A 24,249-nucleotide genomic window follows, 5' to 3' on the forward strand; every position below is an offset into this window, starting at 1 on the left:
GCTGAGCGACCGTGACCGACACCACCACACCGGCGGGCGCTGCGAGCGGTCCGACCCCGGCGGCGCTGGCCGACGTCGAGGAGGCCCTCAAGGACGTCATCGACCCCGAGCTCGGGGTCAACATCGTCGACCTCGGCCTCGTCTACGGGCTGACCGTCTCGGACGACAACGTCGCCACGATCGACATGACGCTGACCAGCGCGGCCTGCCCGCTGACCGACGTCCTGGAGGACCAGACGGCCCAGGCCCTGGCCGACGTCGTGGCCGACCACCGCATCAACTGGGTGTGGATGCCGCCGTGGGGCATGGAGAAGATCACCGACGACGGTCGTGACCAGCTCCGCGCCCTGGGGTTCAACGTCTGACCCTGCCGTGCGAAGGCCCCCGGACGAGCGTCCGGGGGCCTTCGCCCGTCCTGCCTCCGCCGGTCGGCTCGTAGACTGGCCCGGCCTCCCGCCCGACCCGAGTCCCTGTGAGCTGCCCCCGTGATCGTCGCCACCGACATCGAACTCCGCGCAGGCGCGCGCCTGTTGATGGAGGGGGTGAACTTCCGGGTCGCCGCGGGTGACCGCATCGGCCTGGTCGGCCGCAACGGGGCGGGCAAGACCACGCTGACCAAGGTCCTCGCCGGTGAGGGGCAGCCCGCCTCCGGGACGGTGACCCGCTCGGGGGAGATCGGCTACCTGCCGCAGGACCCGCGCGCCGGGGACCCCGAGATGCTCGCGCGCGACCGGATCCTGGCCGCCCGCGGTCTGGACGCCGTCGTGACCAAGCTGCGCCGGGCCGAGGCCGACATGGCCAGCGACGACCCGAAGGTCCGGGACCGTGCGATGGACCGCTACACCAAGCTCGACGCGCGGTTCGAGGCGCTCGGCGGGTACACCGCCGAGAGCGAGGCGGCGCGCATCTGCGCCAACCTCAACCTGCCCGAGCGGATCCTGACCCAGCAGCTCAAGACGCTGTCCGGTGGTCAGCGCCGGCGCGTGGAGCTGGCCCGGATCCTGTTCTCCGCCAGCGAGACGCTGCTGCTGGACGAGCCGACGAACCACCTGGACGCCGACTCGATCACCTGGCTGCGCGAGCACCTGAAGAACTACGCGGGCGGCCTCATCGTCATCAGCCACGACGTCGAGCTGCTCGAGGTCGTCGTCAACCGCGTCTTCCACCTCGACGCCAACCGCGCCACCATCGACCTCTACAACGTCGGGTGGAAGAACTACCTCAAGCAGCGCGAGACCGACGAGAAGCGCCGCCAGCGCGAACGCGCCAACGCCGAGAAGAAGGCTGGGACCCTGCTGGCCCAGGCCGCCAAGATGGGCGCCAAGGCCACGAAGGCCGTCGCGGCGCAGAACATGGCCAAGCGCGCCGAGCGGCTCCTGGACGGCCTCGAGGACGTCCGCGTCCAGGACAAGGTCGCCAAGCTGCGGTTCCCCAAGCCCGCGCCGTGCGGCAAAACGCCGCTCATGGCCGAAGGCCTGTCGAAGTCGTACGGTTCGCTGGAGATCTTCACCTCCGTCGACCTGGCCATCGACCGCGGCAGCCGCGTCGTCATCCTCGGCCTCAACGGCGCCGGCAAGACGACGCTGCTGCGCATGCTCGGTGGTGTCGAGGACCCCGACACCGGCCAGATCGTCCCCGGGCACGGGCTGAAGGTGGGCTACTACGCCCAGGAGCACGAGACGCTCGACCACGACCGCACGGTCCTGGAGAACATGCGCTCGGCGTCCCCGGACCTCGACGACACCCGGGTCCGGACGGTCCTGGGCTCGTTCCTGTTCTCCGGCGACGACGTCGACAAGCCCGCCGGGGTGCTGTCCGGCGGGGAGAAGACGCGCCTGGCCCTGGCCACGCTCGTCGTCTCCAGCGCCAACGTCCTGCTCCTGGACGAGCCGACGAACAACCTCGACCCGGCCTCGCGCGCGGAGATCCTCGACGCCCTCAAGCACTACGAGGGTGCCGTCGTGCTGGTGACGCACGACGAGGGTGCCGTGGAGGCCCTGGGGCCCGAGCGCGTGGTCCTCCTGCCCGACGGTGTCGAGGACCTGTGGAACGCCGGCTACGCGGAGCTGGTGGCGCTCGCCTGACCGGGCGCGGCGCCCGTCCGCGGGTCCGCCCTGGAGTGCACTCCTGAAACGTTCCTGCTGGTGAGAGGCCTGGACGGCGCGGTTCGGGCGCTGCGCCGCCCGGTGGAGCGACGCGGCTTCGACTGGCCAGGACGGCCCCCAGTGGTGACCATGGAGGGGGTCTGGGAGGTCGGCCACGCCACGGCGGACACGAGGGGCACGGGAGGAGCGCGAGGTGACCGAGACGATCAAGCGGGGCACCCGGTTGAGCGGGTCCGAGCGGGAGCAGCTCGCCGGAGAGCTGTCCAAGGGCTACGCGGAGGGCAAGAGCATCCGTGCCCTCGCCGAGGAGACGGGACGGTCCTACGGGTTCGTGCACCGGCTGCTCAGCGAGAACGACGTCACCCTGCGCAGCAGGGGCGGCGCGACGCGCGGCAAGGCCCGCCAGGGCTGACGCAGGTCCGCTCGCGGCGCCGGGGGTCAGGGCCCCGGCGCCGAGGGGCGGTTCACAGCGACCGGTCGGTCCCGCCGTCGACCAGCAGCGACGCTCCGGTGATGTAGCTGGCGGCGGGGGAGAGCAGGAAGACCGCGGCCCGGGCGAACTCGTCCGGCAGACCGGCGCGGCGCAGCGGGATGGTCTCCAGCAGGTCCGCGGCCAGGTCGGTGGGGTCCTCGAACTCCAGCGGTGAGCTCGCGTCGACGTGCCCGGCGAGCAGGTTGTTGATGCGGACACCGCGTGGGCCGAGCTCGTCGGCGAGGGCCTTGGCCGCCATGGCCAGGCCCGGCCGCAGCCCGTTGGCGACGCCGGCGTCCATCACGGGGCTGCGCGCGGTGCTCGACAGCAGCAGGACCATCGACGCCCCCTCGCCCGTGGCGGCCTTCCCGACGGAACGGGCCAGCCGCAGCGGCCCCAGCAGGCTGGACTCGAAGGCTTCGCGCCACGCGCCGTCCGCGGCCTCCAGGACGGTCGAGGTGGGCGGGGCCCCGCAGGAGATGACGGCGCCGTCCAGACGGCCGAAGCGGGCGTTGGCGGCGGCGACGAGGCGGGTCTCGGTGCCGGGGTCGGAGATGTCGCCGGGGACGAGCAGCATCCGGCTGGGGTCGCCGATGGTGGGGGCCACCGCGGCCAGTTCGTCCTCGTCCGCCGCGTGCAGCACCAGCAGCCCGCCCTCGTCGGCGAGCACCCTCGCGCAGGCCAGGCCGAGACCGGTGGACGCACCGGAGACGATGTACACGCGGTCACTGAGGCCCAAGTCCATGCGCCCATTGTTGCGCAGAGTGGCCGATGAGACACACAGCATGATCCGGTACACCCGAACGGGCGAACTTCGGTCGGCGGCGGCACCGCGCCGAGGTCGAGGTGCGGCGGCCTGAACGGCCTACCGGTGGTCGACGCGCGCGTCCAGTTCCGCGTCCTCGGCGGCCTCGTCGAGCCCCTCGCGCCGACGCCGGCGCCGGGGGAGCGCCGCAGGGACCGGCTGCGCCGCAACGGGGTCCGGCCCCGGGCCGCGCGGGGCGCCCTGCTGCACCCCGTCGGCCGAGGACCCGGCCTCGGCGTCCGCGTCGGCGTCCGCGCGGGACTGCAGCTCCCGGCGCCCCGCCACGACCCACACGACGAGCGCGGTCAGCGCGAACCCGAACCACTGCACGGTGTAGGCCAGGTGCGGTCCCTCGTCCACGGCGGGGCGCTCGGCGGGCAGGGGCACGTCCGTCGGCTCCACGCCGGAGGCGGGCGTCTCCGACGCCAGCAGCGCGTACCCACCCAGCAGGCGCGGCGGGTCGTCGACGGCCTGGTCGACGGCGGCGGTGACGCTGTCGCGGGCGATGGACGTCACCTGCCCGGCGGGCACACGGCCGCGCTTGTCGTCCTCCCACGGCCGCAGCCGGGCGACGACGGTCACCTCGCCCTGCGGCGGGGCCGGGACGGTGTCGGGCCGCTCGGCGGAGTCGTCCCCGGCGGGCAGCCAGCCGCGGTCCACGAGCAGGGCGGTGCCGTCGGACTGCACGAGGGGGACGAGGACCTCGTAGCCGAACTGGTCGTCACGAGGGCGGTTGCGCACCAGGACGGTGGCGTCGGGGTCGTAGGTGCCGGTGACCTGCACCGGCGTCCACACGGCTGAGTCGGCCACCTGCGCACCCTCGGGCAGGGCCGAGCCGACGGGTGCGGCCGGGCGGTCGTAGTTCTGGACCAGGGGCGCGTTCGCGGCCAGCCGCTCCTCGCGGCGGTGCCACTGCCATCGGCCCAGCGCGCAGCAGACGAGGGCGACGAGGACGGCCAGGGCCAGCCCGCGCAGCCACCGCGGTTCGCGCAGCAGGCGCAGGACCCCTGGACCGGACGGCCGAAGGTCCCGCACGCCTGCTCCCGTCACGCTCTCAACTGTGCCACTTCGACGACCTCGCGCAGGAAGCCCCTCGTCCCGAGGAACTGGCTGAGGTGCTCGCGGTGGTCCCCGCACGCCAGCCACGTCTTGCGACGTTCCGGCGTGTGGAGGCTGGGGTTGTTCCACAGCAGGCCGAAGTCGGCCTGGTGGGTGCAGCCGCGAGCGCTGCAGACGAGGTCGGACGGTGGTTCGTGCAGGGAGGTCACCGCCGCCCAGGACGAGTGGTGGGTCGTTCCCCGGAGCTCCACGCGAGGTTCCACGTCGCCAGTCTCGCACCGCGGGGGCGGCTGTCCAACCCGTGAACGGCGGTCGGCCGGGACGTGTCGCAGAGGTGTCCCGCGGTCGTGTCCTCGCGGCGGGGCCTCACACCCCGGGGCGCTGCTCGGGCCCGGAGGGCCCGGGGTCGTTCGGCGACCACACGTGCGTGATCTTCGCCTCCAGCGCGGGCAGGTCCTGCGGTGCCCGCGGCGCCTGCGGGGAGACGTCGAAGGAGTCCGGCGCGGGGCCGCGCGACTCCCGGCCCGCGTTGGCCAGGACCACGGCGACGTAGGGCAGGAAGATCGCGCCGGCGATGAAGAGCCAGCGGGTCCAGTGGTCGATGAAGGCGAAGCACAGGAAGCAGGCCGTGCGGATGAGCATCGAGACGACGTACTTGCGGTAGCGCACACCGAGGTCGTCGGTGTGCGACGTCGGCGCCGCGGTGATCCGGAAGGTCTCCTCGTGCTGGTGACCGTGCTGGGGCGCGGGGCCGGGACGGGAGGGGTTGTGCGACTGGTGACTGCGCTGGTCGTGCACCGCTCAACGGTAAGCCCGCCCCCGTGGGGCGCCCACCGGAGCGGACGTGGGATGCGTTACGTTCCCCGCCGTGACCTCCACGAGCGACCGCACCGACACGACCGGGGCCACCGCCGCCCGGGCACCCCGCAGCGTCCTGGTGACCGGCGGCAACCGCGGCATCGGCCTGTCCGTCGCGCGGGCCTTCGCGGCCGCCGGGGACCGGGTGGCCGTCACGTACCGCTCGGGGGAGCCGCCCGCCGGCTTCTTCGGCGTCCGCGCCGACGTGACCGACCCGGCGTCGCTGGACGCGGCGTTCGCGGCCGTGGAGGCCGAGCAGGGTGCGGTGGAGGTGCTCGTGGCGAACGCCGGCACCAACCGCGACCAGCTGCTCATGCGGATGAGCGACGAGGAGTTCGACACCGTCCTGGACGCCAACCTCGCCGGTGCCTGGCGGGTCGCCCGCCGGGCCGTGCGCGGCATGGTCCGCGCCAAGCGCGGCCGGATCATCTTCATGTCCAGCGTCGTCGGGATGTACGGCTCGCCGGGGCAGACGAACTACGCGGCCAGCAAGTCCGGCATGGTCGGGCTGGCCCGCTCCATCGCCCGCGAGCTCGGCAGCCGCGGCATCACCGCCAACGTCATCGCGCCGGGGTTCATCGACACGGACATGACGCGGGAACTGCCGGAGGCGACGCAGGCGCAGTACAAGGGACAGATCCCCGCCGGCCGCTTCGGTGACGCCGCCGACGTCGCGCAGGCCGCGCTCTTCCTGGCCGACGCGGGCTACGTCAACGGTGCGGTGCTGCCGGTCGACGGCGGTCTGGGGATGGGGCACTAGTGCCCGACCCCTCCGGCGGGCCCTCGGGGGGCCGAAAGCTGGCCGTGCTCGGGGCCGTGATGATCGCCTGCATCGCGGCCCTGGCGCTGCTGTCGACGTGGGCGCTGCGGCAGGGCTGACCAGTCCTGCGGGGGCTCAGCCCCGGCCGAGGACCTCGTCGGCCAGGTCGGCGTCCTCGACGTCCTCGCGCGTGATGCCCAGCAGCGGCAGCACCGCGTCGAGGTAGGGCACGTTGAGCGCGGCGTCGGCCTGCTCGCGCACGACGGGTTTGGCGTTGAAGGCGATGCCCAGCCCGGCCGCACCGATCATGTCGAGGTCGTTGGCGCCGTCGCCGATGGCGACGGTGCGGTGCAGGGGCAGACCCTCGGCGGCGGCGAACTCCCGCAGGGCCGTGGCCTTGGCGGCGCGGTCGACGACGGGCCCCAGGACGCGGCCGGTGAACCGGCCGTGGACGACCTGCAGGCGGTTGGCCCGCACGTGGGCGATGCCGAGGTCGGCGGCCAGCGGGCCCACGACCTCCAGGAAACCCCCGGAGACCAGGGCGAGGGTGAACCCCAGCCGGTGCAGCGTCCGGCACAGGGTCCGCGCACCGGGGGTGAGTTCCACGGCCGCGCGGACGGACTCCACGACGGACACGTCGAGCCCTTCCAGGCAGGCGACCCGCTCGCGCAGGGAGGCGGCGAAGTCGATCTCGCCCCGCATGGCCCGCTCGGTGACGGCGGCGACCTCGGTCTCGCGGCCGGCGTGGGCGGCGAGGAGTTCGATGACCTCCTGCTGGATGAGCGTCGAGTCGACGTCCATGACGACGAGGCGGCGGCCCATACGCGCCAGCCCGGCGGGGGAGACGGCCGCGTCCAGACCGTGCCGGCCGGCCTCGACGGCCAGGGTGCGGCGCAGGGCCAGGACGTCGGCGGGACTGCCGTGGGTGGAGACGTCGAGTTCGACGCTCGTGACGGGTTCGGCCGACATGCGCCGGATGCGGTCGACGTTCGCGCCGGCCTGGGCCAGGACCGTCGTGACGCGGGCCACGGCCGCGGGCAGCAGCGGGGCGCCGAGCAGGGTGACGTGCAACCGACGGGGGCGGTCGACGACCGGCTCCTGCGGTGCGGTGCAGCGGATCTCCAGACCCTCCAGGTCCAGCGCCGCGACGGTGGCCCGCACGGCGTCGCCGTGGGTCGTCAGCACCGACAGCGTCAGCACCCCGCCGACGACGACCTGCTCGACGTCGAGCACGTGGGCGCCGGTGGGTTCCAGGGCGGCGAACAACGCCGAGGTGACCCCGGGACGGTCCGGCCCCGTGACGGTGACGAGCACGGGATCCGGGGCGGTGGTGTCCGAGGGCGGCGTGGGCACGCCCGGAACCCTACCGGGAGGGTTCCGGGCGCCGCCTCGCTGCGGGTGGGGTCAGGCGTTCTTGTCGTCGCGCCAGGCGAGCAGGTCGGCCAGGACGGCGGTGTCGTAGTCCGGGCCGCCGACGCCGATGGTGAACAGCCGGGCGCCGGCCGCGAACATCGTCTCGGCGTCCTGCACGGTCTCCACGCCCACGGAGCGCTCGATCTCGCCGGGGTCGCGGCCGATCTCGGCGCAGCGCTCGTCGAGGACGGCGGACTTGCGGGTGAACGTCTCGACGTCACCGAAGGTGTGCCAGATGTCGGCGTGCTTGGCGACGAGGCGCAACGTCTTCTTCTCCCCGCCGCCGCCGATGAGGACGGGGATCTTGCGGGTGGGGGCGGGGTTGAGCGCGCCCAGCCGGGACTCGATGCGCGGCAGGTCGTCGCGCAGCTTGTCGAGGCGGCCGCCGGCGGTGCCGAACTCGTAGCCGTACTCGTCGTAGTCCTTCTCGAACCAGCCCGAGCCGATGCCCAGGACGAGGCGGCCGGTCCCCGCGTCGTGCGCGGAGATGTGGTCCACGGTGCGGGCCATGTCCGCGAGCAGTTCGGGGTTGCGGTAGGAGTTGCACGAGACCAGTGCGCCGATCTCGATGCGGCTGGTGGCCTCGGCCCAGGCGGCGAGCATCGTCCAGCACTCGAAGTGCAGGCCCTCGGGTTCGCCGTACAGCGGGTAGAAGTGGTCCCAGTTGAACGCGATGTCCGCGCCCATCTCCTCCACCCTCGCGGCGGCGGCGCGGATCGCGGGGTACTGGGCGTGCTGGGGCTGCAGCTGGATCCCGATGCGGGCGGGCCGGCTGTCGTCGCGGACCTCGGGGGTGGTGCTGGGGGTGGTGCTCACGAGATGGTCTGTCCCTTCCCGACGACGGTGATGCCCGAGGGGGTGACGTGGAAACCCCGGGCGCGGTCCTCCTCGGCGTCCACCCCGATGCGGGTGTCGTCGGGGATGGTGACGAACTTGTCGACGATGGCGCGCTGGACCACGGCGTGCCGGCCGACGGAGACGCCGTCCATGAGGACGGACTCCGACACGTGGGCCCAGGAGTCCAGGCGCACGTTGGGGGAGACGATCGACTTCTCCACCAGCGCACCGGAGACGACGGTCCCCTGGCTGATGATGGAGTTCACGGCGTGGCCGTAGGTGCCTTGCCAGCCGTGCACGAACTTCGCCGGCGGGTAGAAGTCCTGCGCCGCGACGATGGGCCACTCGTAGTTGTAGAGGTTGAAGACCGGCAGGACCGAGATGAGGTCCATCTGCGCCTCGAAGTAGGCGTCCAGGGTCCCGACGTCGCGCCAGTAGGCGCGGTCGCGGTCGGTGGCCCCGGGGACCTCGTTGTCCTTGAAGTCGTACACCGACGCCAGGCCCCGGCCGACGAAGTCCGGGACGATGTCCCCGCCCATGTCGTGCTTGGAGTCCTCCCGCTCGGCGTCGCGGGTGACGGCGTCGACGAGGGCGTCGGCGTCGAAGACGTAGTTGCCCATCGAGGCCAGGACCTCGTGCGGTGAGTCGTCCAGGCCCTGGGGGTTCTTCGGCTTCTCGAGGAACTCGGCGATGCGGGAGGAGCCCTGCTCGGTCTGGATGACCCCGAACTGGTCGGCCAGGGAGATGGGCTGGCGGATGGCGGCCACCGTGCACGGCGAGCCCGAGGCGATGTGGGCGTCGACCATCTGGGAGAAGTCCATGCGGTACACGTGGTCGGCGCCGACGACGACGACGATGTCGGGGCGCTCGTCGTGGATGAGGTTGAGGGACTGGTAGATGGCGTCGGCCGAGCCGAGGTACCAGCGCTGGCCCACGCGCTGCTGGGCCGGGACCGAGGCGATGTAGGAGCCGAAGAGGTTCGACATCCGCCAGTTCTGGGAGATGTGCCGGTCGAGGCTGTGCGACTTGTACTGGGTCAGCACGACGATCTTGCGGTAGGCGGCGTTGACGAGGTTCGACAGTGCGAAGTCGATGAGCCGGTAGGTGCCGCCGAAGGGCACGGCGGGTTTGGCCCGGTCGGCGGTGAGTGGCATGAGCCGCTTGCCCTCCCCGCCGGCGAGGACGATTGCGAGGACGTTCGGTGTGGCCACGAGGGGCAGACTAGGGCCCAGTACCCTGGCTTGCCCATCACTGGGCTCAACACGGCGGCTGAAGCGCTTCTGCGGCGCGGTTTCCGGGAAGGACGTGCGATGCGTGTCGACCTGCTCACCAAGGAGTACCCGCCGGAGATCTACGGCGGCGCAGGCGTCCACGTCGAGGAGCTGGTCCGCGCCCTGCGCGCCGTGCCGGACGGGCCGCAGGTGCAGGTGCGCTGCTTCGGTGCCCCGCGCACCGAGCCCGACGCGACGGCCTACCCCGAACCGGCGACGCTGGAGGGGGCCAACGCCGCCCTGCGCACCCTCGGGGTGGACCTGGCGATGGCCGCCGGCGCCGCCGGGGCCGACCTGGTCCACTCGCACACCTGGTACGCGAACATGGCCGGGCACCTGGCGTCCCTGCTGCACGGCGTCCCGCACGTCGTGACCGCGCACAGCCTGGAACCGTTGCGGCCGTGGAAGGCGGAGCAGCTCGGCGGCGGGTACCGGGTGTCCTCCTGGGCCGAGCGGACCGCCTTCGAGGCCGCGGCCGCCGTCGTCGCCGTGAGTGCCGGCATGCGGGCGGACATCCTGCGCTCCTACCCGGCGCTGGACCCCGCGCGCGTCCACGTCGTCCACAACGGCATCGACGCCGCGCAGTGGGAACGCGTCGAGGGCCGGGACCTGGTGCGGGCCAACGGCGTCGACCCCGACCGCCCCAGCGTCGTCTTCGTGGGGCGCATCACCCGGCAGAAGGGCCTGCCGCACCTGCTGCGCGCCGCCGTGCAGCTGCCGCCGGAGGTCCAGCTCGTCCTGTGCGCCGGCGCTCCGGACACCCCCGAGATCGCCGCCGAGGTCGCCGGGCTCGTCGAGGAGCTGCAGCGCACCCGCGACGGGGTGGTGTGGCTTGAGCGCCACCTCTCGCGGGCCGAACTGCTCGAGCACCTCTCGCAGGCCACCGTGTTCGTCTGCCCGTCGGTGTACGAACCCCTCGGCATCGTCAACCTCGAGGCCATGGCCTGCGGCGCGGCGGTCGTCGGCACCGCGACCGGCGGCATCCCCGAGGTCGTCGAGGACGGCGTCACCGGCTGGCTCGTGCCCATCGAGCAGGTCACCGACGGCACCGGCGCCCCCGTCGACCCCGACCGCTTCGTCGCCGACCTGGCCGCCACCCTCACCGAGGCCGTGTCCGACCCTGACCGGGCGCGCGCGTTCGGCGCCGCGGGCCGCACCCGCGCGGTCGAGCAGTTCTCCTGGGACGCCATCGCCGAGCGGACGCTGGAGGTCTACCGCTCGGTCGTGTGACCGGCCCGTCCCAGGGCGGCGATCGGCCGTCGTGATGGGCTCATGTGACCCGCGGTGAGGTGGGGGCGGGCGGTACCGCTGGACGGGTGACCCTCCGACGGGTGGCTGTTGCGGTACCCGTTCACCCCCGATGACCTCCACGTCGTCGGGACCACCGGGGTCCTGGCCGTGAGGCCGGAGGCCCCCATGTCCCTGTTCCGCAACCTGCCCGTGGCGCGCAAGCTCGCCGTGGCCTTCGGTGTCGTCGGCCTCCTGCTGGCCGTCGTCGTCGGCGTGGGTCTGCTCCGGCTCGGCACGGCCCAGGAGAACCTGCGGACGCTGTCGAGCTCCGGAGTGGCCTCGGTCGACGCGGTGGGCACCCTGCGCTCGGACTTCCTGCAGGTCCGCGCCGACGTCCTGAGCCTGGCCCTCGTCCCCGACGAGGCCGGGATGGCGGCCGCCAAGACCCAGCTGGCCAAGGACGACCAGACCCTGACCGACGCCTGGACGTCCTACCTCGCGACGTCGCCGGCCGCCTCGGCCGCGCAGCAGGAGACCTACACCGACCGCCTCGCCGCCTACCTCGCCGTCCGCGCCCAGCTCGAGACCCTCGCGGAGGCCAACGACACCACCGGCTTCATCACCTACCGCACCGCGACGGTGAACCCGGCCGCCCAGGCGCTCTCCGCCGCCGTCGACGACCTCGCCGCGACCGAGAAGGCGGCCGCGGCGACGATGGCCACCGACGGCGCCGCCGCCTACCGCCAGGCCGTCCTGGTCCTGTCCGGCCTGGGGGCCCTGGCCCTGCTCGTCGCCGTCGTCTCCGCCGTCGCCGTCAGCCGCTCCATCGCCCGGCCGCTCGCGCAGACCCTCGTGGTCGTCGAGGGGCTCGCGCAGGGCCGTCTGGACCTGCGGGTGGAGCACGCCTCCCGCGACGAGGTGGGTCGCCTCGCGGCCGCGACGAACACCTCGGTCGAGCGGCTGGGCGCGGTCGTGTCGCAGATCTCCGACAACGCCACCTCCCTCGCCGGCTCCAGCGAGGAGCTGACGGCCGTGGCCACGCAGCTGTCCGGCGGGGCGGCGGAGTCCGCGGCGCAGTCGCAGGTCGTCTCCGCGGCCACCGAGGAGATCGCCGCCAACATCGGCACCGTCGCCGCCGCCGGGGAGGAGATGACCGCCGCCATCCGCGAGATCGCCGCCTCCACGGCCGACGCCTCCGCGACGGCGGCCACGGCCGTGAGCGCCGCCCAGGACGCCGGGGAGACGATCGAGCGGCTGGGCCGCTCCAGCCGGGAGATCGGTGACGTCGTCAAGCTCATCACCTCCATCGCCGAGCAGACCAACCTGCTCGCGCTGAACGCGACCATCGAAGCGGCGCGCGCCGGGGAGATGGGCAAGGGCTTCGCCGTCGTCGCCGGTGAGGTCAAGGAACTGGCTCAGCAGACCGCCCGCGCCACCGAGGAGATCGTCGCCAAGGTGGAGGCCACCCAGGCCGACGCCAGCGCCGCCACCGAGGTCATCGCCCAGATCGGCGAGGTCATCGCCCGCATCGACGGCCTGCAGGCCACCATCGCCGCGGCCGTGGAGGAGCAGTCGGCCACCACCAGCGAGATGGTCCGCAACGTCACCGAGGTCTCCGGCGGGTCCGCCGAGATCGCGGTGAACATCTCCGGCATCGCGGCCGCCGCCGAGCAGACGACGACCAGCGCCGGTCACACCGCGGCGACCGCCGAGGAGGTCTCGCGGGCGGCCGCGCAGCTGCGCACCCTCGTCGGGACCTTCACCCTGCGCTGAGCCCTCGGCGGCGGGCCACCAGGTCCGCCGCCGCGTCCGGCCACGTCGGGTGGGCGAAGGCGAACCCCGCCTCCAGCAGCCGACCCGGCACCACCCTCCGGCTCTTCAGCAGCAGCTCGGCATCGGTCCGCAGGGCCAGCGCCCCGGCGCGCGCCATCCACCGGCTCGCGGGCAGCCCCACCGGCCGTCCCCACGTCCGGCGCAGCACCCGCATGGTCTCGGCCTGCGTCAGCGGGTGCGGCGCCGCCAGGTTCACCGGACCCGACAGCTCCGGGTGCTCCAGCAGGAAGTCCAGGGCGCGCACCACGTCGTCGCCGTGGATCCACGACACGTACTGCCCGCCCCCGGCGACCGGTCCGCCCAGCCCGAGCCGCGCCATCGTGGACAGCACGTCGAACACCCCGCCCCGGTCCGGGGTCATGACCATCGCGGCCCGCAGCGCCACCTTCCGGGTCGCCGGCGTCGGAGCCTGCTCCAGCTCCTGCTCCCAGCGGCGGGCGATGCGGACGCTGTACTCCCAGTACAGCGGGACGTGCGGTTCGTCCCCGCCGATCTCGCCGTCCTCGTCGTGGGCGGCGCCGCGGGTGTCGGCGTAGATCGTGGCGGTGCTCATCTGCAGCCACGTCGCCGGCGGCCGGGACGCCGCCGCGACCGCCCGACCCAGCACCCGCGTGGAGTCCACCCGCGAGTCCATCATCTGCCGCAGGTTCGCGTCGGTGTACCGGCAGTTCACCGTCCGGCCGGCGAGGTTGACGACCGCGTCGGCCCCCTCGAGCTCGCCGGCCCACGCACCCAGCGTGCGACCGTCCCAGACCGCATGCCGCACATCGGGTTCGAGCTGCTCAGGACGGCGGGACAGCACGACGACGTCGTCACCGCGTGCCGCGTACGTCCGGCGCAGCAGCGCCCCGACCTGACCCGTGCCCCCCGGCAGGACGATCTTCACCCGCCCGACGGTAACCGTCCCGCACCCCGCCCCGGGCGACGGGTGTGCCGGAGCGGGTGCGAGGCTGCGGCGGTGGAGCCGCACACGCAGTCCCGGGTGCTGGCCGTCGAACCGGTCCTGCCCGCCCACCGCCACGAGCAGGCCGAGATCGCGGCCGAGCTCGCCCCCCTGCTCACCGAACCCGGGACGCGCCGCACGCTGCTGCACCGGTTGCACGACAACGCCGGCGTCCGCACCCGCCACCTGGCGCTGCCGCTGCGCGAGTACGCCGACCTCGCCCGGCGCCCCGACGCCTTCGACGCCGCCAACGCCGTCTTCGCCCAGGTCGGGCTCGACCTGGCCGAGCAGGCCGTCAAGGGGGCGCTCGCGAGCGCGGGCCTCGCGCCCGAGGACGTCGACGTCCTGCTGTTCACGACCGTCACCGGGGTGGCGGCACCCTCCCTCGACGCGCTGCTCGTGGACCGGGTGGGTCTGCGCCGCGACGTCGTGCGCTGGCCGGGGTTCGGCCTGGGCTGCGTGGCCGGCGCGGCCGGCATCTCCCGCCTGGAGGACCACCTCGCCGGCCACCCCGGTCAGGTGGGGCTGCTGGTCAGCGTCGAACTGTGCTCCCTGACGTTGCAGCCCACCGACACCTCCGTCGCCAACCTCGTCGCCAGCGGCCTGTTCGGCGACGGCGCCAGCGCCGTCGTGGTCGCCGGCCCGGAACGCGCGGCCGACCGCCCGGGGTGGGCCGTCCTCGACCACACCTCCCGGCTGCTGCCGGGATCGGCCGACGCACTGGGCTGGCAGGTCGGTGCCCGGGGCCTGCGGATCGTGCTGTCCGCGCAGCTGCCCGAGGTCCTGCACCGGCACGTGGGGGCCGACGTCGCCGCCTTCCTCGCCGGCCGGAGCGTCGACCGCTGGGTGGTGCACCCCGGGGGTCCGAAGGTGCTCGACGCCGTCGCCGACGCGCTCGACCTCGCGCCCGACGCGCTCGCCACCTCCCGGCAGGTCCTGGCCGACGTGGGGAACCTGTCGAGCTCGGCCGTCCTGCACGTCCTGGCCCGCACCGCCGCTCGGCCGGGGGAACGGGTGCTGCTGCTCGGCGTCGGCCCGGGGGTCAGCACCGAGACCGTCTTGCTGGAACGCGTGGGGGAGCCGTCGTGAGCGTCCTGTTCGTGGTCCTGGTGCTGGCCACCGGGGTGGAACGGCTGGCTGAACTGGTCGTGTCCACCCGCAACGCGCGCTGGTCCTTCGAGCGCGGCGGGGTGGAGACGGGACGTGCCCACTTCCCGCCCATGGTGGCCCTGCACACCGGGCTGCTCGTGGCGTGCCTGGTCGAGGCCGGGCTCACCGACCGGTCCGCCCCGCCCGCGCTGGCCTGGCCGATGCTCGCGCTGGTCCTGGCCTCCCAGGGCCTGCGCTGGTGGTGCATCGCGACGCTGGGCCGCCGCTGGAACACGCGCGTCATCGTCGTGCCCGGCCTGCCGCTCGTGGCCCGCGGGCCCTACCGCTGGTTCACCCACCCCAACTACGTGGCCGTCGTCGTGGAGGGTTTCGCGCTCCCGCTGGTCGGTGCCTGCTGGTGGACCGCCGCCGGGTTCACCGTCCTGAACGCGGTGCTGCTGCTGCGGTTCCGGCTGCCGGCCGAGAACCGGGCGCTCGCGGCCCTGCCACCTGCAGCGACAGCACCGCAGCGCTGAGGCACAGGACGCCGCCGACCCAGAACGCGCTGTCGTAGGCGCCGGTGCCGTCGCGCAGGACCCCGGCGACGAAGGCCATGACGGCGGCGCCCACCTGGTGCGAGGCGAACACCCACCCGAACACCACCGGCCCGGCGAGCCCGAAGTGCTGGCGGGCCAACGCGATCGTCGGGGGGACGGTGGCGATCCAGTCCAGCCCGTAGAACACGACGAACACCCACGTCGCCGGTTGCACGTCCGGGGCCAGCAACCCCGGCAGCAGCAGCAACGACACCCCGCGCAGCGCGTAGTACCCCAGCAGCAGCCAGCGCGGGTCGACCCGGTCGGTCAGCCACCCGGACGCGATGGTGCCGGCGACGTCGAACAACCCGACGAGCGCCAGCAGCGAGGCCGCCGTCGTGGGCGGCATGCCGTGGTCGTGGGCGGCGGCGACGAAGTGCGTCCCGACGAGCCCGTTCGTCGTGGCCCCGCAGACGGCGAACCCGGCGGCCAGGAACCAGAACGCGCGGTGCCGCACCGCCAGCCGCAGGGCGCCGAGCGCGCCCAGGGGCCGGACCGGTCCGGCTTCGAGCAGCGCCCCGCCGTAGGGCTCGACGCCGCGGTCGGCGGGGTGCTCGTGCAACCGCAGCAGGACCAGGGGCACGACGGCCGCCGCCACCGCCGCGATCACCAGGCACGGGGTCCGCCAGCCGTGGTCGCGCGCGAGCGTCGCCACCAGCGGCAGGAACACCAGCTGCCCGGCGGAGGCGGCCGCGGCCAGGACGCCGGTGACCAGGCCCCGGCGCGCGGTGAACCAGCGGCCCACGACCGTCGCCGCGAGGGACATCGCCATCGACCCCGTGCCCAGGCCGACCAGCACGCCCCACGTGGCGACCAGCTGCCAGCGGGCGGTGACGAACGCCGACCCGGCCGAGCCGGCCGCCACCAGCAGCAGCGCCACGGCCACGACCCGCTGCACCCCGAAGCGCTGCATGAGGGCGGCCGCGAACGGGGCCATGAGCCCGTAGAGGACGAGGTTGACGCTGACGGCGGCCGACACGCTCGCCGTCGACCACCCGAACTCCGCGCGCACCGGGTCCAGCAGCGTCGCCGGCACGGACCGGAACGCCCCCGCCGCCAGCAGCGTCGCGAACGTCACCGCCGCGACGGCCCAGGCCGGGTGCAGTCGGCGGGTGCGCGTCGGCGGGACGGTGCGGGGGCTGGCGCTCACGGGCTCATCGTGGCGGACACCCCGCCCCGTCCGGCAGCGCCGCGACGGTCACGTTCCGTCCGGATCCCGCCATCGACGGGGCGCGTGGGCGGTCACCGCCCGCGGGGGGTGACCCAGGGCTCTGTCGTGGCGAGCACCGAGCCCAGGACGGTCCGCCACGGCACGACCACGACGACGGGGACCGCCCACGCGCAGGCGAACGCCATCGCCGCGAGCCCGTCGGTCGTGCCACCCTGCACCCACAGCGGCACCGCCACGCTGAGCAGCCAGACCGCCTTCCAGAGGACCTCGAACCGAGCAGCGGGAGCATCCGCACCGGGGTGAGGAACCCCACGACCGCGAGCAGCTGGACGGCGCACAGGACGGCGTCGACGACACCGGCCTCCAGGGGCCGTTGCGGAGCGGCGGCCAGCAGCCGGGGCCGGGCCGTCAGGCCCAGTCCCACCGCGAGCAGCAGGTAGCAGCCGCGCAGGAGGTTGCGCCGCAGGGGGGACACGTCCAGCAGGGTGGTGGGCGCCGGGGGAACCGCCGTCATCATGGTCATCGGACCAGCGTGGTCGCCGACCGTCCGCCGGACCATGACCGTCGGAGTCAGGTGGGGTGACCCTGCGGGTCACGACCCGGGACCGGCAGCGGCGGTGAGTGCGGGAGGCGGAGCGGTGCACGAGGAACGACGCGACCGCGGCAGCGTCGCCGCCGGTGTGGTGAGCGGGGCGCTGCGGTACGCCCGTTCCCGGGGCGCCGACGCGGACACCCTGGCCACCGCGGCCGCCACCACCGAGCAGCTCCTCGCCGACCCCGATGCCCGGGTGCCGCTGGCCTCCCACCTGCGCCTGCTGCGCGCAGCGGCCGCCGAGCTGCGGGACCCGGCCTTCGCCCTGCACCTCGGAGCCGACGTCGGGATGGCCGAGGTGTCCGTGCTCGGCCTGGTCATGGAGGCCTCCGCGACGATGGGGGAGGCCCTGGTCCCGCTGCAGCGCTACGGCGCCCTGGCGCTGCAGGCCTACCCCGCTGCAGCCGGCGGTCCGCCCTTCGAGGCCGAGCACGACGGTGACCGGCTGCTGCTCGTCGACCGGCGTCCGGGCGGGACGGAACCGGAGCTGGTGGAGGAAGCCGTCGCCCGGCTGGTGTGCGGCCCGCGCCGGTTCCTCGCCGCACCGCACGTGCTCGCGGTCGACGTCCCCCACCCGCGGCCCGGCCACGGTGCGGAGTACGAGCGGGTGCTGGGGTGCCCTGTGCGCTTCGACACCGGCCGCACCGCCCTGACAGCTGCACCCGCAGGTGGCGAGCTGGCCGGTCGCGCAGCACCCGCGCTACGTGTCCGGTGTGCTGCAGGAGCGGGGGAGGCGCTGCTCTCGACGTTGTCGTCCAGCCCGGCCGCGGGGCCCGCCAGGTGCCGGGAGCAGGTGGAGGACGTGCTGCGAGCGGTCGTCCACCAGGGGGATCCGGGCGCCGACGCGGTGGCGGCGCGCCTGCGGTGCAGCCGGTCGACACTGTTCCGGCGGCTGCGGGAGGAGGGGACGAGCTACCGGCAGGTGCTGGACGACCTGCGGCGGGAACTCGCGACGTCGTACCTGCAGGCCGGTCGGGTGTCGGTGGCCGAGGTGGCCTACCTGGTGGGTTTCTTCGAGGCGGCTGCGTTCACGAGGACGTTCCGCCGCTGGACCGGGACGACACCGGGCGCCTACCGGGCCCTGGCCCGACGGGGGTGAGCGGCCATGGAACTCCGCGCGCGGGGCCCGGCTGCCCCCGGGAGCGGGCGTGGTCCTCGCGTCGGTGACGCGGCACCGACCGGAGCGGCGAACGGCGAGGGACCTGCGTGGTCGGGATCGGCGTGCGAGCCGCGCCCGGGCGGGTGCCGGAGCCGGTCGAGTCCCCGCTGACGGGGACGAGGCGACGTCGGACGGGACCAGGAGCCGGGGTTCGTCGTCGTCCGTGCAAGGGGCCCCGCGGCCTGCTCCGGCGCAGTAGTTTCGCAGGGTGCTGGACACCGTGGTCGTCCCCGATGCCTCCGTCCCGGCCTCGTGGCGGGGATGGGCCGGGTTCCGGGTCGTCCTGCTGACCTTCACTCCGCTGATCCTGCTGGCCACGGTGCTGTGGGGTGAGCACGCGGCGACCCTCGGCGACCTGCAGGACGACGTCGCGAGGGGCCAGGTCTCCCGGGTGCAGGTCGTCGGCGGGCTGGACCGCGGATCGAGCGGCACCGCCGCGCAGGGGGTGCGGTGGAGTTCGGGGTGGAGTTCGGGGTGGCACCACGCGCAGGTGCAACTGACGGTGGGTGTTCCGCAGCCGACCACCACCGTGACCGACGACCACGGCTCGCCCCTGCCGGTCACGGACCGGGACGCCGGTGAGTTGGTGCACGGCTGGGACCCGCAGGTGCGAGTGGATCGGGCGAGGTACGTCTCCGGCGTCTCCTACTCCGCCACGGTGCTGGGTGTACAGGTGCCCGGGTGGGTCGGGGTCCTCGTGCTGGTGCAGTGGCTGGGGGCGCTGTTCCTGCTCGTCCACGGTGCTGAGCCGCGGTGGGTCAGCAGGTGGGGGTGGTTCTGGTTGTCCGCCCTGCCGTTCGGGGTGACGGTGTTCCTGCTGTCGTCGGGGCCGTTGCCGGGGCGGCGCCCCGTCCCCCCGGGGCCGCGCCGGTGGGGAGGCGGGAAGGCGTTCGTCGTCTCGCTGCTGGTGGCCTCGGCGCTGGGAGGTTCTGGCGGGTTGTGGGGGAGTTCCGGTGGCCGAAGGCAGCGGCGGCGTCAGCGCGAGCCCGGTCGGCGCGGTCCTCGTCCAGCACGTCGACCGTCGAGCGCTGGTGCCACCGTCGGAGTCTCAAGGCGGTGTCGCCCGGAGGGCGGGCCGACTGCGATGTCGTGCGGCTTGCCTGTGCGGTGCTGCCAAGGTGAACGACAGTGCCTCGCGACGCCAAGCCGAGTGCGCGAGATGCAGCTGACCGCCACGCTGAACCGGTGGAGCATGCGGCCGGGCCTACCGCCCGCTCGCGCAATCATGAGCGAGTGAGCGAGGAGAGCAGTGGCCGGGACACCTGGGCCGTGGTGGAGACCGACCTGCTCCGTACCGCCGCAGAGCAGGTCTGCACCGCCTTCCTGGACGTGATGGCCGAGGCGGCGCCGTGGGCCTGCATCGACGCGTGGAGCGACTACCGCGACGGGCTACCTGCGGAGGTCGAGCATGCTCAGACCGCGTTGCGGCACCTGCACGCCCACCGTGACGGCCGGGACACCTTCATGGGCATCGACATCGACCGCAGCGACCCCGCTCAGGAGGCGCTGCTGCACACCTACGCGGCGTGGTCCATCCACGTGGAGCTGCTCCCGGCGGCGGAGCAGGATGCCCTGGTCACCGTCCACGACGGGGCGTCGTCCATCACCGCGGAGCTGACGACACCGAGGTCGAGCGGCTGCGCGAGCGGCTGGCGGGCGTGGCCCTGGTGGAGCGCTTGGAACGGTTGAACGCACAGGCGAGGGCACGGCGTGAGCAGGAGCGAGGGGAGCGTCAGGCGCGGCGGAAGCAGCAGTGGCTGGCGCGGCTGGGGTGGTCTGCCCAGCCAGACGCCAGCCGGCAGGAGGAGGATGGGGAGCTGCTCTGCGCGGAGTGCGGGCATCCGCAGGGTGCTCAACCAGGGCCGAGTCAGCGTGACCTGAAGGTGTGCGCGGTGTGTGTCCACGAGGAGGACCACGAGTTGCGGGACGAGTCGGCGATGTGCCGGCGGGCCCGCCCCAGCTGATGCGGGGAACCGTACCGCGGGATGACCGTGAAGTCGTCGCCGCCGCTGCCATGCTCACGACGTGCTCCGGACGCTGAGGCAGTGGTGGACCCGCCGGCTGGAGGAGCGAGCCAAGTGGGCCTACTACGGAGATTGCTCGACCTGCCGCCATGACTGGCGAGAACATGATCCAGCCGAGGGGTGCGGGGAGTGCTCGTACGAGATTGAGCACGAAGATCCGGACGCACCTGAGCGCGTCTGCAGGGCCGAGGCTCCGGGATGGGCGGCGTGATACACGCAACCTGCGGGATGACCGTGCGGTCGTGCGTCGCGGTCGGCTTCTGCCCGCGTTCGGGTGGGTCGATCGGGACCGACCCTGCTGATGAGCGGTCGGCTCCTAGAGTGCTGACGTGTCACAGCCTGCTGGGCGTTTGGCCCGCACCTTGATCTACCTGGGCCTCGCGCGTCCCGCCGACGGCTCTCCTCAGGCCCCGTCACGTCGTGAAGTCGTCCGGTCAGGGGCGGCGACTGTTGTGGGTGCTGCTGTGGTCGCCGTCGGGTGCTGGTGGCTGGGCTGGGTGGACGGTGGCACCGCCATCGCTCTCGTTGTTCTGGTGACCGTGTTGAGCCTGCTGTCGCCTTACGCGTCACGGCGGGGGCAGAGGGTTCGATCTCGGCGCAGCCGCGGTTGATCTCGAATCGAGTGCAGCGCATCGCGCGATGACCGTGACGTCGCCCGGAGTTCGCCGCGACCAATCGGCCAGCCGCGTGATCGCTCGAGGATGCGCCTCTGAGGCTTCAGCGCACTGAGCGGCAGATCGAGTGCGGGTTTCGCCTTCTGCAGGGCGAGCACCCGGGACTGACGAGCCGATGGACCCACAGCCTCGGTGCGTTGGTGCCAGGTCGTGTCGCCTTCACCCCGTACACGTTGGGCCTGCGCTTCCTGACCCGCCGTGAACTGGTCATCGACATCACGGCTGTGAACTGGGGCTCAGGGCACCGAGCTGAGCGACGCCAGATCTGGTCCGTGTCTCCATCGGCGCGAGGGGTCGAAGTGCAGACGGCTCAGGCTCTATTGGAGTGGGCCGTGCTTCCGGAGGTTGCTGAAGCCGCGATGGACCTGGTTGACCCTGCTTTCGGTTGCTCGACGTCGGCGTCGCCCGCAGGAGCCCGTCACCGCGACGTCGCTCGGACGGCGGGATGACTGTGTGGTCGAGGTGGGGCGGCAGACGGCCCAACACCGTGGCGACCGCACCTTCATGGTGGCTGCACGAGCACCTACCGGGCGAAGATGGAACCCGTGTCGACTTTCTCACCCGCGGACCCGACCAGGGCACTGACCCTGCGTGAGCGCGAGGCGATCATCGCGGTGCTGGAACGGGGCACCAACATCAGGAAACTTCCGATCACCACCGCCGACCGCTCCCGGTGGCTTAGTCAGGTGTCCCACACCCTGGCCGGCCGCTCGTGCGAGTGCGGCATCTGCCCCTCGGTCGAGCTCACCGACGCTCAGGGCCACACCCCGGCCACCGCCAACGGTCGCGTCGTGCTGCAAGCCGAAGCTCCCGGGGCAGTGCTGCATCTCTTCATCGACGAGGACCGACTCAGCCACCTGGAACTGGCGCCCCTGGCGGGCGACAGCATCACGGTGTTCCCCGCCTCCACGGACATCACCACGGACCTCAGCACCTGGTGACTGCCGCCTAGCCATCGCCGAGAAGGTCCGTTGCCGGTGCAGGACGTCCGCGCGCACCGCGGGATGACCGTGCGGTTCGGTGCCGGCTGCGGGGCATGCTGGCGTGATGGCTCAGAAGGTGTCGTGACACCGGGTGCGTGGTGACCGCCTGTGGGATGAGGGTGGTCAGGTCTGGCAGCGGTCGATGGGGTCGTGGTTGAGCGCGGCCGAGGTCGATGAGCTCGTCGAGACCGGGCACCCGGTAGTGGTGCAGAGCTTCGAAGGGCCGATGCGGTGGCTGACGCCGCCGACGGCGCGGCAGGAGTGGTCTCAGGTGCGGGAGCACTGCGTGCCGCCCGGCGCTGGAGGCTTGGGTGCGGTGCCGGATGCGCGGGGTCGTGTGTACTCGGGGATCTCGTGGCGTCGCGAGGGCCAAGTGCTGGTGGGGCTGCTGGCGAGCTGCTGACGCACCAGGACAGCGGGATGATCGTGCGCCCGCGCACCGCGGAATGACTGTGCGCCCGCGCATCGCGCCATGACCGCGAAGTGCAAGGCCCACGGTCCCAGCAAGCTCAGGACACCGGAGTGGTGGAGAGCCTGCCGCCCACGTTGAAGACGACGACGTCCTCCCCGTCCTCGACCCCGCACTCGCGCAGCCCCTCAGCGGCCTCGGAGCCGAACAGCGAGTCGATTGCGGAGGTCGTCATCCCGCCACCACCTCCGGAGACCTCGCTGCCCAGGGCGACCTGCGTGCCGTCGGGAAGTACCAACGACTGGCTGTCCTCGTTCCAACTGACCCCTTCGGGCCACACCACCATCGATTCACCGATCCCGACGCAGGTGCCGACCTTCGTGACTGGGCCACCGATGGCTGCGGTCATCGCGTCGTCCCAGCTGCCTCCTGAGACCAGCAGAGGACCGTCCAGGCTCGCGGAGGCAGACGTTCCAGAGCAGGCCGCCAGCAGCGCCGTGCATGCCAGGACGGCGGCGGCGGGCAGGTGTCGCGTCATCGCTTCAGGCTCCTTGGACGGTGAGTGGGGGGCTTGGGTCGCTGGGACGTCACCTCGGGCGTCCGCGTTCCCTGCTGCGCGGCGTCGTCAACCCCTCCAAGCTGGCAGATCAGCCGACTCGGTGACCACCGCATCCCGAGACGACCGAGTCTTCGACCGCCCGCAATCCGGCATGTCCGCGAAGTCGTCGAGCGTGTGGAGGGCAGGATGACCGTGAAGTCGTCCAGGCCGCGCGGTCGTTGGGCCAGTGGCGCTCAGGTCGCCAGCAGGTCCTGCATCAGATCTAGGCAGGTCGCCTCCACCTCGTCTTCGTCGGAACCGTGTCGGTCGGACTCCTGCACGGCTTCGACGAAGGGCCGCAGCCGAGCAGGTCGGCCGAGCGGATCGGCTGTGCCCCAGACGATGCGACGCGCGGCGCCGGTGGCATCGATCTCGCCGTCCACCGCAGCGCGGGCCATGTACCGGGCGTACTGCCACCGCAGTTCTTCGTCACTGCCGAACCGGGGTGCGCCGAGTTCGTCGAGTGCGGCGTCGAAGGCGCGCTGGACCGCTCCCGGATCCCGCAGGTCCGCCCCGATTACGGCGTGCAGTGCGGGTGCTTGGGCGCCGGCGGCCAACGCGTCCTTGGCCCACGCGTGGACCAGTACCGGTTCCATCCCTTCGAGGGCAAAGCGGGCGCGCGTGTCAGCGGGGTTCCCCACCTGAGGTGGCAGTACGGGGGCAGCTTCGTACCCGGGCAGGTCTGCGTCCACGGTCACCAGTTCGAGGTTGTCCGGTGCCGTGTCGGAGGCGATCACACCGACAGCGACGTCGTGCAGGACGGTGACGGTGACCCACCAACGGTCGTGGTGGTGGTAGGCCTGGAAGGGAACGGCAGCACCGTCAACGGTGAGCTCCCGGGGGTTCCACAGTGCCGATCCCTTCGGCTGGTGCAGGGCCGCGGCGGCGGTCTGCAGGTCCTCTCCGGTGAAGTGGGGCAGACCGGCCAGTGCGGGGTAGGCCACGTCGTCGAGGTCCGGGTCGCGCCTTCCGTCACGGACAGCGGCCGCAGCGGGTACTGCGGAGATGACGCGGACGCTGGCGCCGACCCGGGAGTCCAGTTCGCCGTGACAGAGGGTGACGCTGGTGATGGGCGGATCGAACGGGCTCCACAGGGCCAGACCGCGGGGACCGGTGAAGGACGGGGCGAGCCCCAGCAGACGGTGCCTCGGTGGAGTGGGCATGGCGTGGAAGTAGTGCGAGCCCTCGCGGATGATCACCTATCCAGCCTGGCAGTGCATCATCGAATGGCGGTAGACGTCGGGTCTGCCCCTGGTTCGGTTGACTCCTGACCTGTGAGGATCATGGTCTTCACTGGAAGGATGAGTACCGTGCCGACGCCGTTCCCCGAGGAGTTCCGCCGCGACGTGATCGCCGTCGCCCGCCAAG

General features: G+C 73.0%; 23 protein-coding genes. 11 read left to right on the forward strand and 12 right to left on the reverse strand.

What is annotated here, in order from left to right; all coding sequences use genetic code 11:
- The first annotated feature begins 11 nt into the window (after positions 1-11).
- The 3 genes from AB1207_RS18735 to AB1207_RS18745 all read left to right on the forward strand — a co-directional run bounded on the left by AB1207_RS18735 (position 12) and on the right by AB1207_RS18745 (position 2,517).
- Positions 12-365, forward strand: a complete 354-nt coding sequence (locus AB1207_RS18735; RefSeq protein ID WP_367639918.1) for a metal-sulfur cluster assembly factor — start codon at positions 12-14, stop codon at positions 363-365.
- Positions 366-485: 120 nt separating this feature from the next.
- The gene (gene abc-f, locus AB1207_RS18740) at positions 486-2,084 is read left to right on the forward strand and encodes a ribosomal protection-like ABC-F family protein (RefSeq protein ID WP_367639919.1); all 1,599 of its coding nucleotides are present in this window, start codon (positions 486-488) and stop codon (positions 2,082-2,084) included.
- Positions 2,085-2,298: 214 nt separating this feature from the next.
- Positions 2,299-2,517 carry a helix-turn-helix domain-containing protein gene (locus AB1207_RS18745; RefSeq protein ID WP_367639920.1) on the forward strand — a complete coding sequence of 73 codons (219 nt, stop codon included), beginning with the start codon at positions 2,299-2,301 and terminating at the stop codon, positions 2,515-2,517.
- 52 nt (positions 2,518-2,569) lie between these two features.
- Here the strand turns inward: AB1207_RS18745 and AB1207_RS18750 are convergent, their stop codons facing one another.
- The 4 genes from AB1207_RS18750 to AB1207_RS18765 all read right to left on the reverse strand — a co-directional run bounded on the left by AB1207_RS18750 (position 2,570) and on the right by AB1207_RS18765 (position 5,239).
- Complete coding sequence (locus AB1207_RS18750) at positions 2,570-3,322, reverse strand: SDR family oxidoreductase (RefSeq protein ID WP_367639921.1); 753 nt, start codon at positions 3,320-3,322, stop codon at positions 2,570-2,572.
- 120 nt (positions 3,323-3,442) lie between these two features.
- Positions 3,443-4,432, reverse strand: coding sequence for an SURF1 family cytochrome oxidase biogenesis protein (locus tag AB1207_RS18755; protein WP_367639922.1), 990 nt, complete (start codon positions 4,430-4,432; stop codon positions 3,443-3,445).
- The gene (locus tag AB1207_RS18760; RefSeq protein WP_367639952.1) at positions 4,429-4,650 is read right to left on the reverse strand and encodes a hypothetical protein; all 222 of its coding nucleotides are present in this window, start codon (positions 4,648-4,650) and stop codon (positions 4,429-4,431) included. Before AB1207_RS18760 ends, AB1207_RS18755 begins: the two co-directional genes overlap by 4 nt.
- Before the next feature lie 157 nt (positions 4,651-4,807).
- Positions 4,808-5,239: a DUF3099 domain-containing protein gene (locus AB1207_RS18765; RefSeq protein WP_367639923.1), complete on the reverse strand. Its 432-nt coding sequence runs from the start codon at positions 5,237-5,239 to the stop codon at positions 4,808-4,810.
- Between the two features lie 70 nt (positions 5,240-5,309).
- Between AB1207_RS18765 and AB1207_RS18770 the strand changes: the two genes are divergently transcribed.
- On the forward strand, positions 5,310-6,059 hold the full coding sequence (locus AB1207_RS18770; RefSeq protein WP_367639924.1) for an SDR family oxidoreductase: 750 nt from the start codon (positions 5,310-5,312) through the stop codon (positions 6,057-6,059).
- 135 nt (positions 6,060-6,194) lie between these two features.
- On the opposite strand, the gene serB is transcribed toward AB1207_RS18770, so the two are convergent.
- The 3 genes from serB to glgC are packed head-to-tail and all read right to left on the reverse strand — an operon-like array spanning position 6,195 to position 9,529.
- Positions 6,195-7,412: a phosphoserine phosphatase SerB gene (gene serB, locus AB1207_RS18775; protein WP_367639925.1), complete on the reverse strand. Its 1,218-nt coding sequence runs from the start codon at positions 7,410-7,412 to the stop codon at positions 6,195-6,197.
- Positions 7,413-7,463: 51 nt separating this feature from the next.
- Positions 7,464-8,288: an LLM class F420-dependent oxidoreductase gene (locus AB1207_RS18780; RefSeq protein ID WP_367639926.1), complete on the reverse strand. Its 825-nt coding sequence runs from the start codon at positions 8,286-8,288 to the stop codon at positions 7,464-7,466.
- A complete protein-coding gene (glgC, locus tag AB1207_RS18785) occupies positions 8,285-9,529 on the reverse strand; it encodes a glucose-1-phosphate adenylyltransferase (protein WP_367639953.1) in 1,245 nt (414 codons plus the stop codon). The genes AB1207_RS18780 and glgC overlap by 4 nt, the downstream gene beginning before the upstream one ends.
- A 90-nt stretch (positions 9,530-9,619) precedes the next feature.
- Here glgC and glgA point away from each other — a divergent pair, with 90 nt between their 5' ends.
- Positions 9,620-10,810 (forward strand): glycogen synthase, encoded by a 1,191-nt coding sequence (gene glgA, locus AB1207_RS18790; RefSeq protein WP_367639927.1) that lies wholly within the window; start codon positions 9,620-9,622, stop codon positions 10,808-10,810.
- A gap of 108 nt (positions 10,811-10,918) precedes the next feature.
- Positions 10,919-12,583, forward strand: a complete 1,665-nt coding sequence (locus tag AB1207_RS18795; RefSeq protein ID WP_367639928.1) for a methyl-accepting chemotaxis protein — start codon at positions 10,919-10,921, stop codon at positions 12,581-12,583.
- Here AB1207_RS18795 and AB1207_RS18800 read toward each other — a convergent pair.
- Entirely contained in the window at positions 12,570-13,529 is a 960-nt protein-coding gene (locus tag AB1207_RS18800; protein ID WP_367639929.1) for a TIGR01777 family oxidoreductase, read from the reverse strand. The genes AB1207_RS18795 and AB1207_RS18800 overlap by 14 nt on opposite strands.
- A gap of 72 nt (positions 13,530-13,601) precedes the next feature.
- On the opposite strand from AB1207_RS18800, the gene AB1207_RS18805 reads away from it, so the two are divergent.
- Together AB1207_RS18805 and AB1207_RS18810 are read left to right on the forward strand one after the other, a co-directional pair.
- Positions 13,602-14,675 carry a type III polyketide synthase gene (locus AB1207_RS18805; RefSeq protein ID WP_367639930.1) on the forward strand — a complete coding sequence of 358 codons (1,074 nt, stop codon included), beginning with the start codon at positions 13,602-13,604 and terminating at the stop codon, positions 14,673-14,675.
- Positions 14,672-15,211 carry an isoprenylcysteine carboxyl methyltransferase family protein gene (locus tag AB1207_RS18810; RefSeq protein WP_367639931.1) on the forward strand — a complete coding sequence of 180 codons (540 nt, stop codon included), beginning with the start codon at positions 14,672-14,674 and terminating at the stop codon, positions 15,209-15,211. Before AB1207_RS18805 ends, AB1207_RS18810 begins: the two co-directional genes overlap by 4 nt.
- On the opposite strand, the gene AB1207_RS18815 is transcribed toward AB1207_RS18810, so the two are convergent.
- Both AB1207_RS18815 and AB1207_RS18820 read right to left on the reverse strand, forming a co-directional pair.
- Positions 15,111-16,421, reverse strand: coding sequence for an MFS transporter (locus AB1207_RS18815; protein WP_367639932.1), 1,311 nt, complete (start codon positions 16,419-16,421; stop codon positions 15,111-15,113). The genes AB1207_RS18810 and AB1207_RS18815 overlap by 101 nt on opposite strands.
- A 92-nt stretch (positions 16,422-16,513) precedes the next feature.
- Entirely contained in the window at positions 16,514-16,678 is a 165-nt protein-coding gene (locus tag AB1207_RS18820) for a hypothetical protein (RefSeq protein WP_367639933.1), read from the reverse strand.
- Positions 16,679-17,080: 402 nt separating this feature from the next.
- Here AB1207_RS18820 and AB1207_RS18825 point away from each other — a divergent pair, with 402 nt between their 5' ends.
- The 3 genes from AB1207_RS18825 to AB1207_RS18835 all read left to right on the forward strand — a co-directional run bounded on the left by AB1207_RS18825 (position 17,081) and on the right by AB1207_RS18835 (position 21,832).
- Positions 17,081-18,133: an AraC family transcriptional regulator gene (locus AB1207_RS18825; protein WP_367639934.1), complete on the forward strand. Its 1,053-nt coding sequence runs from the start codon at positions 17,081-17,083 to the stop codon at positions 18,131-18,133.
- A 1,293-nt stretch (positions 18,134-19,426) separates the two neighbouring features.
- Positions 19,427-19,882 carry a hypothetical protein gene (locus tag AB1207_RS18830; protein ID WP_367639935.1) on the forward strand — a complete coding sequence of 152 codons (456 nt, stop codon included), beginning with the start codon at positions 19,427-19,429 and terminating at the stop codon, positions 19,880-19,882.
- 1,545 nt (positions 19,883-21,427) lie between these two features.
- Positions 21,428-21,832 carry a hypothetical protein gene (locus AB1207_RS18835; RefSeq protein WP_367639936.1) on the forward strand — a complete coding sequence of 135 codons (405 nt, stop codon included), beginning with the start codon at positions 21,428-21,430 and terminating at the stop codon, positions 21,830-21,832.
- A 551-nt stretch (positions 21,833-22,383) separates the two neighbouring features.
- On the opposite strand, the gene AB1207_RS18840 is transcribed toward AB1207_RS18835, so the two are convergent.
- Positions 22,384-22,692 carry a hypothetical protein gene (locus AB1207_RS18840; RefSeq protein WP_367639937.1) on the reverse strand — a complete coding sequence of 103 codons (309 nt, stop codon included), beginning with the start codon at positions 22,690-22,692 and terminating at the stop codon, positions 22,384-22,386.
- Positions 22,693-23,075: 383 nt separating this feature from the next.
- Entirely contained in the window at positions 23,076-24,080 is a 1,005-nt protein-coding gene (locus AB1207_RS18845) for a hypothetical protein (RefSeq protein ID WP_367639938.1), read from the reverse strand.
- Positions 24,081-24,249: the final 169 nt, after the last annotated feature.

Source organism: Kineococcus endophyticus (genome assembly GCF_040796495.1).
GTDB classification, from domain to species: Bacteria; Actinomycetota; Actinomycetes; order Actinomycetales; family Kineococcaceae; genus Kineococcus; species Kineococcus endophyticus.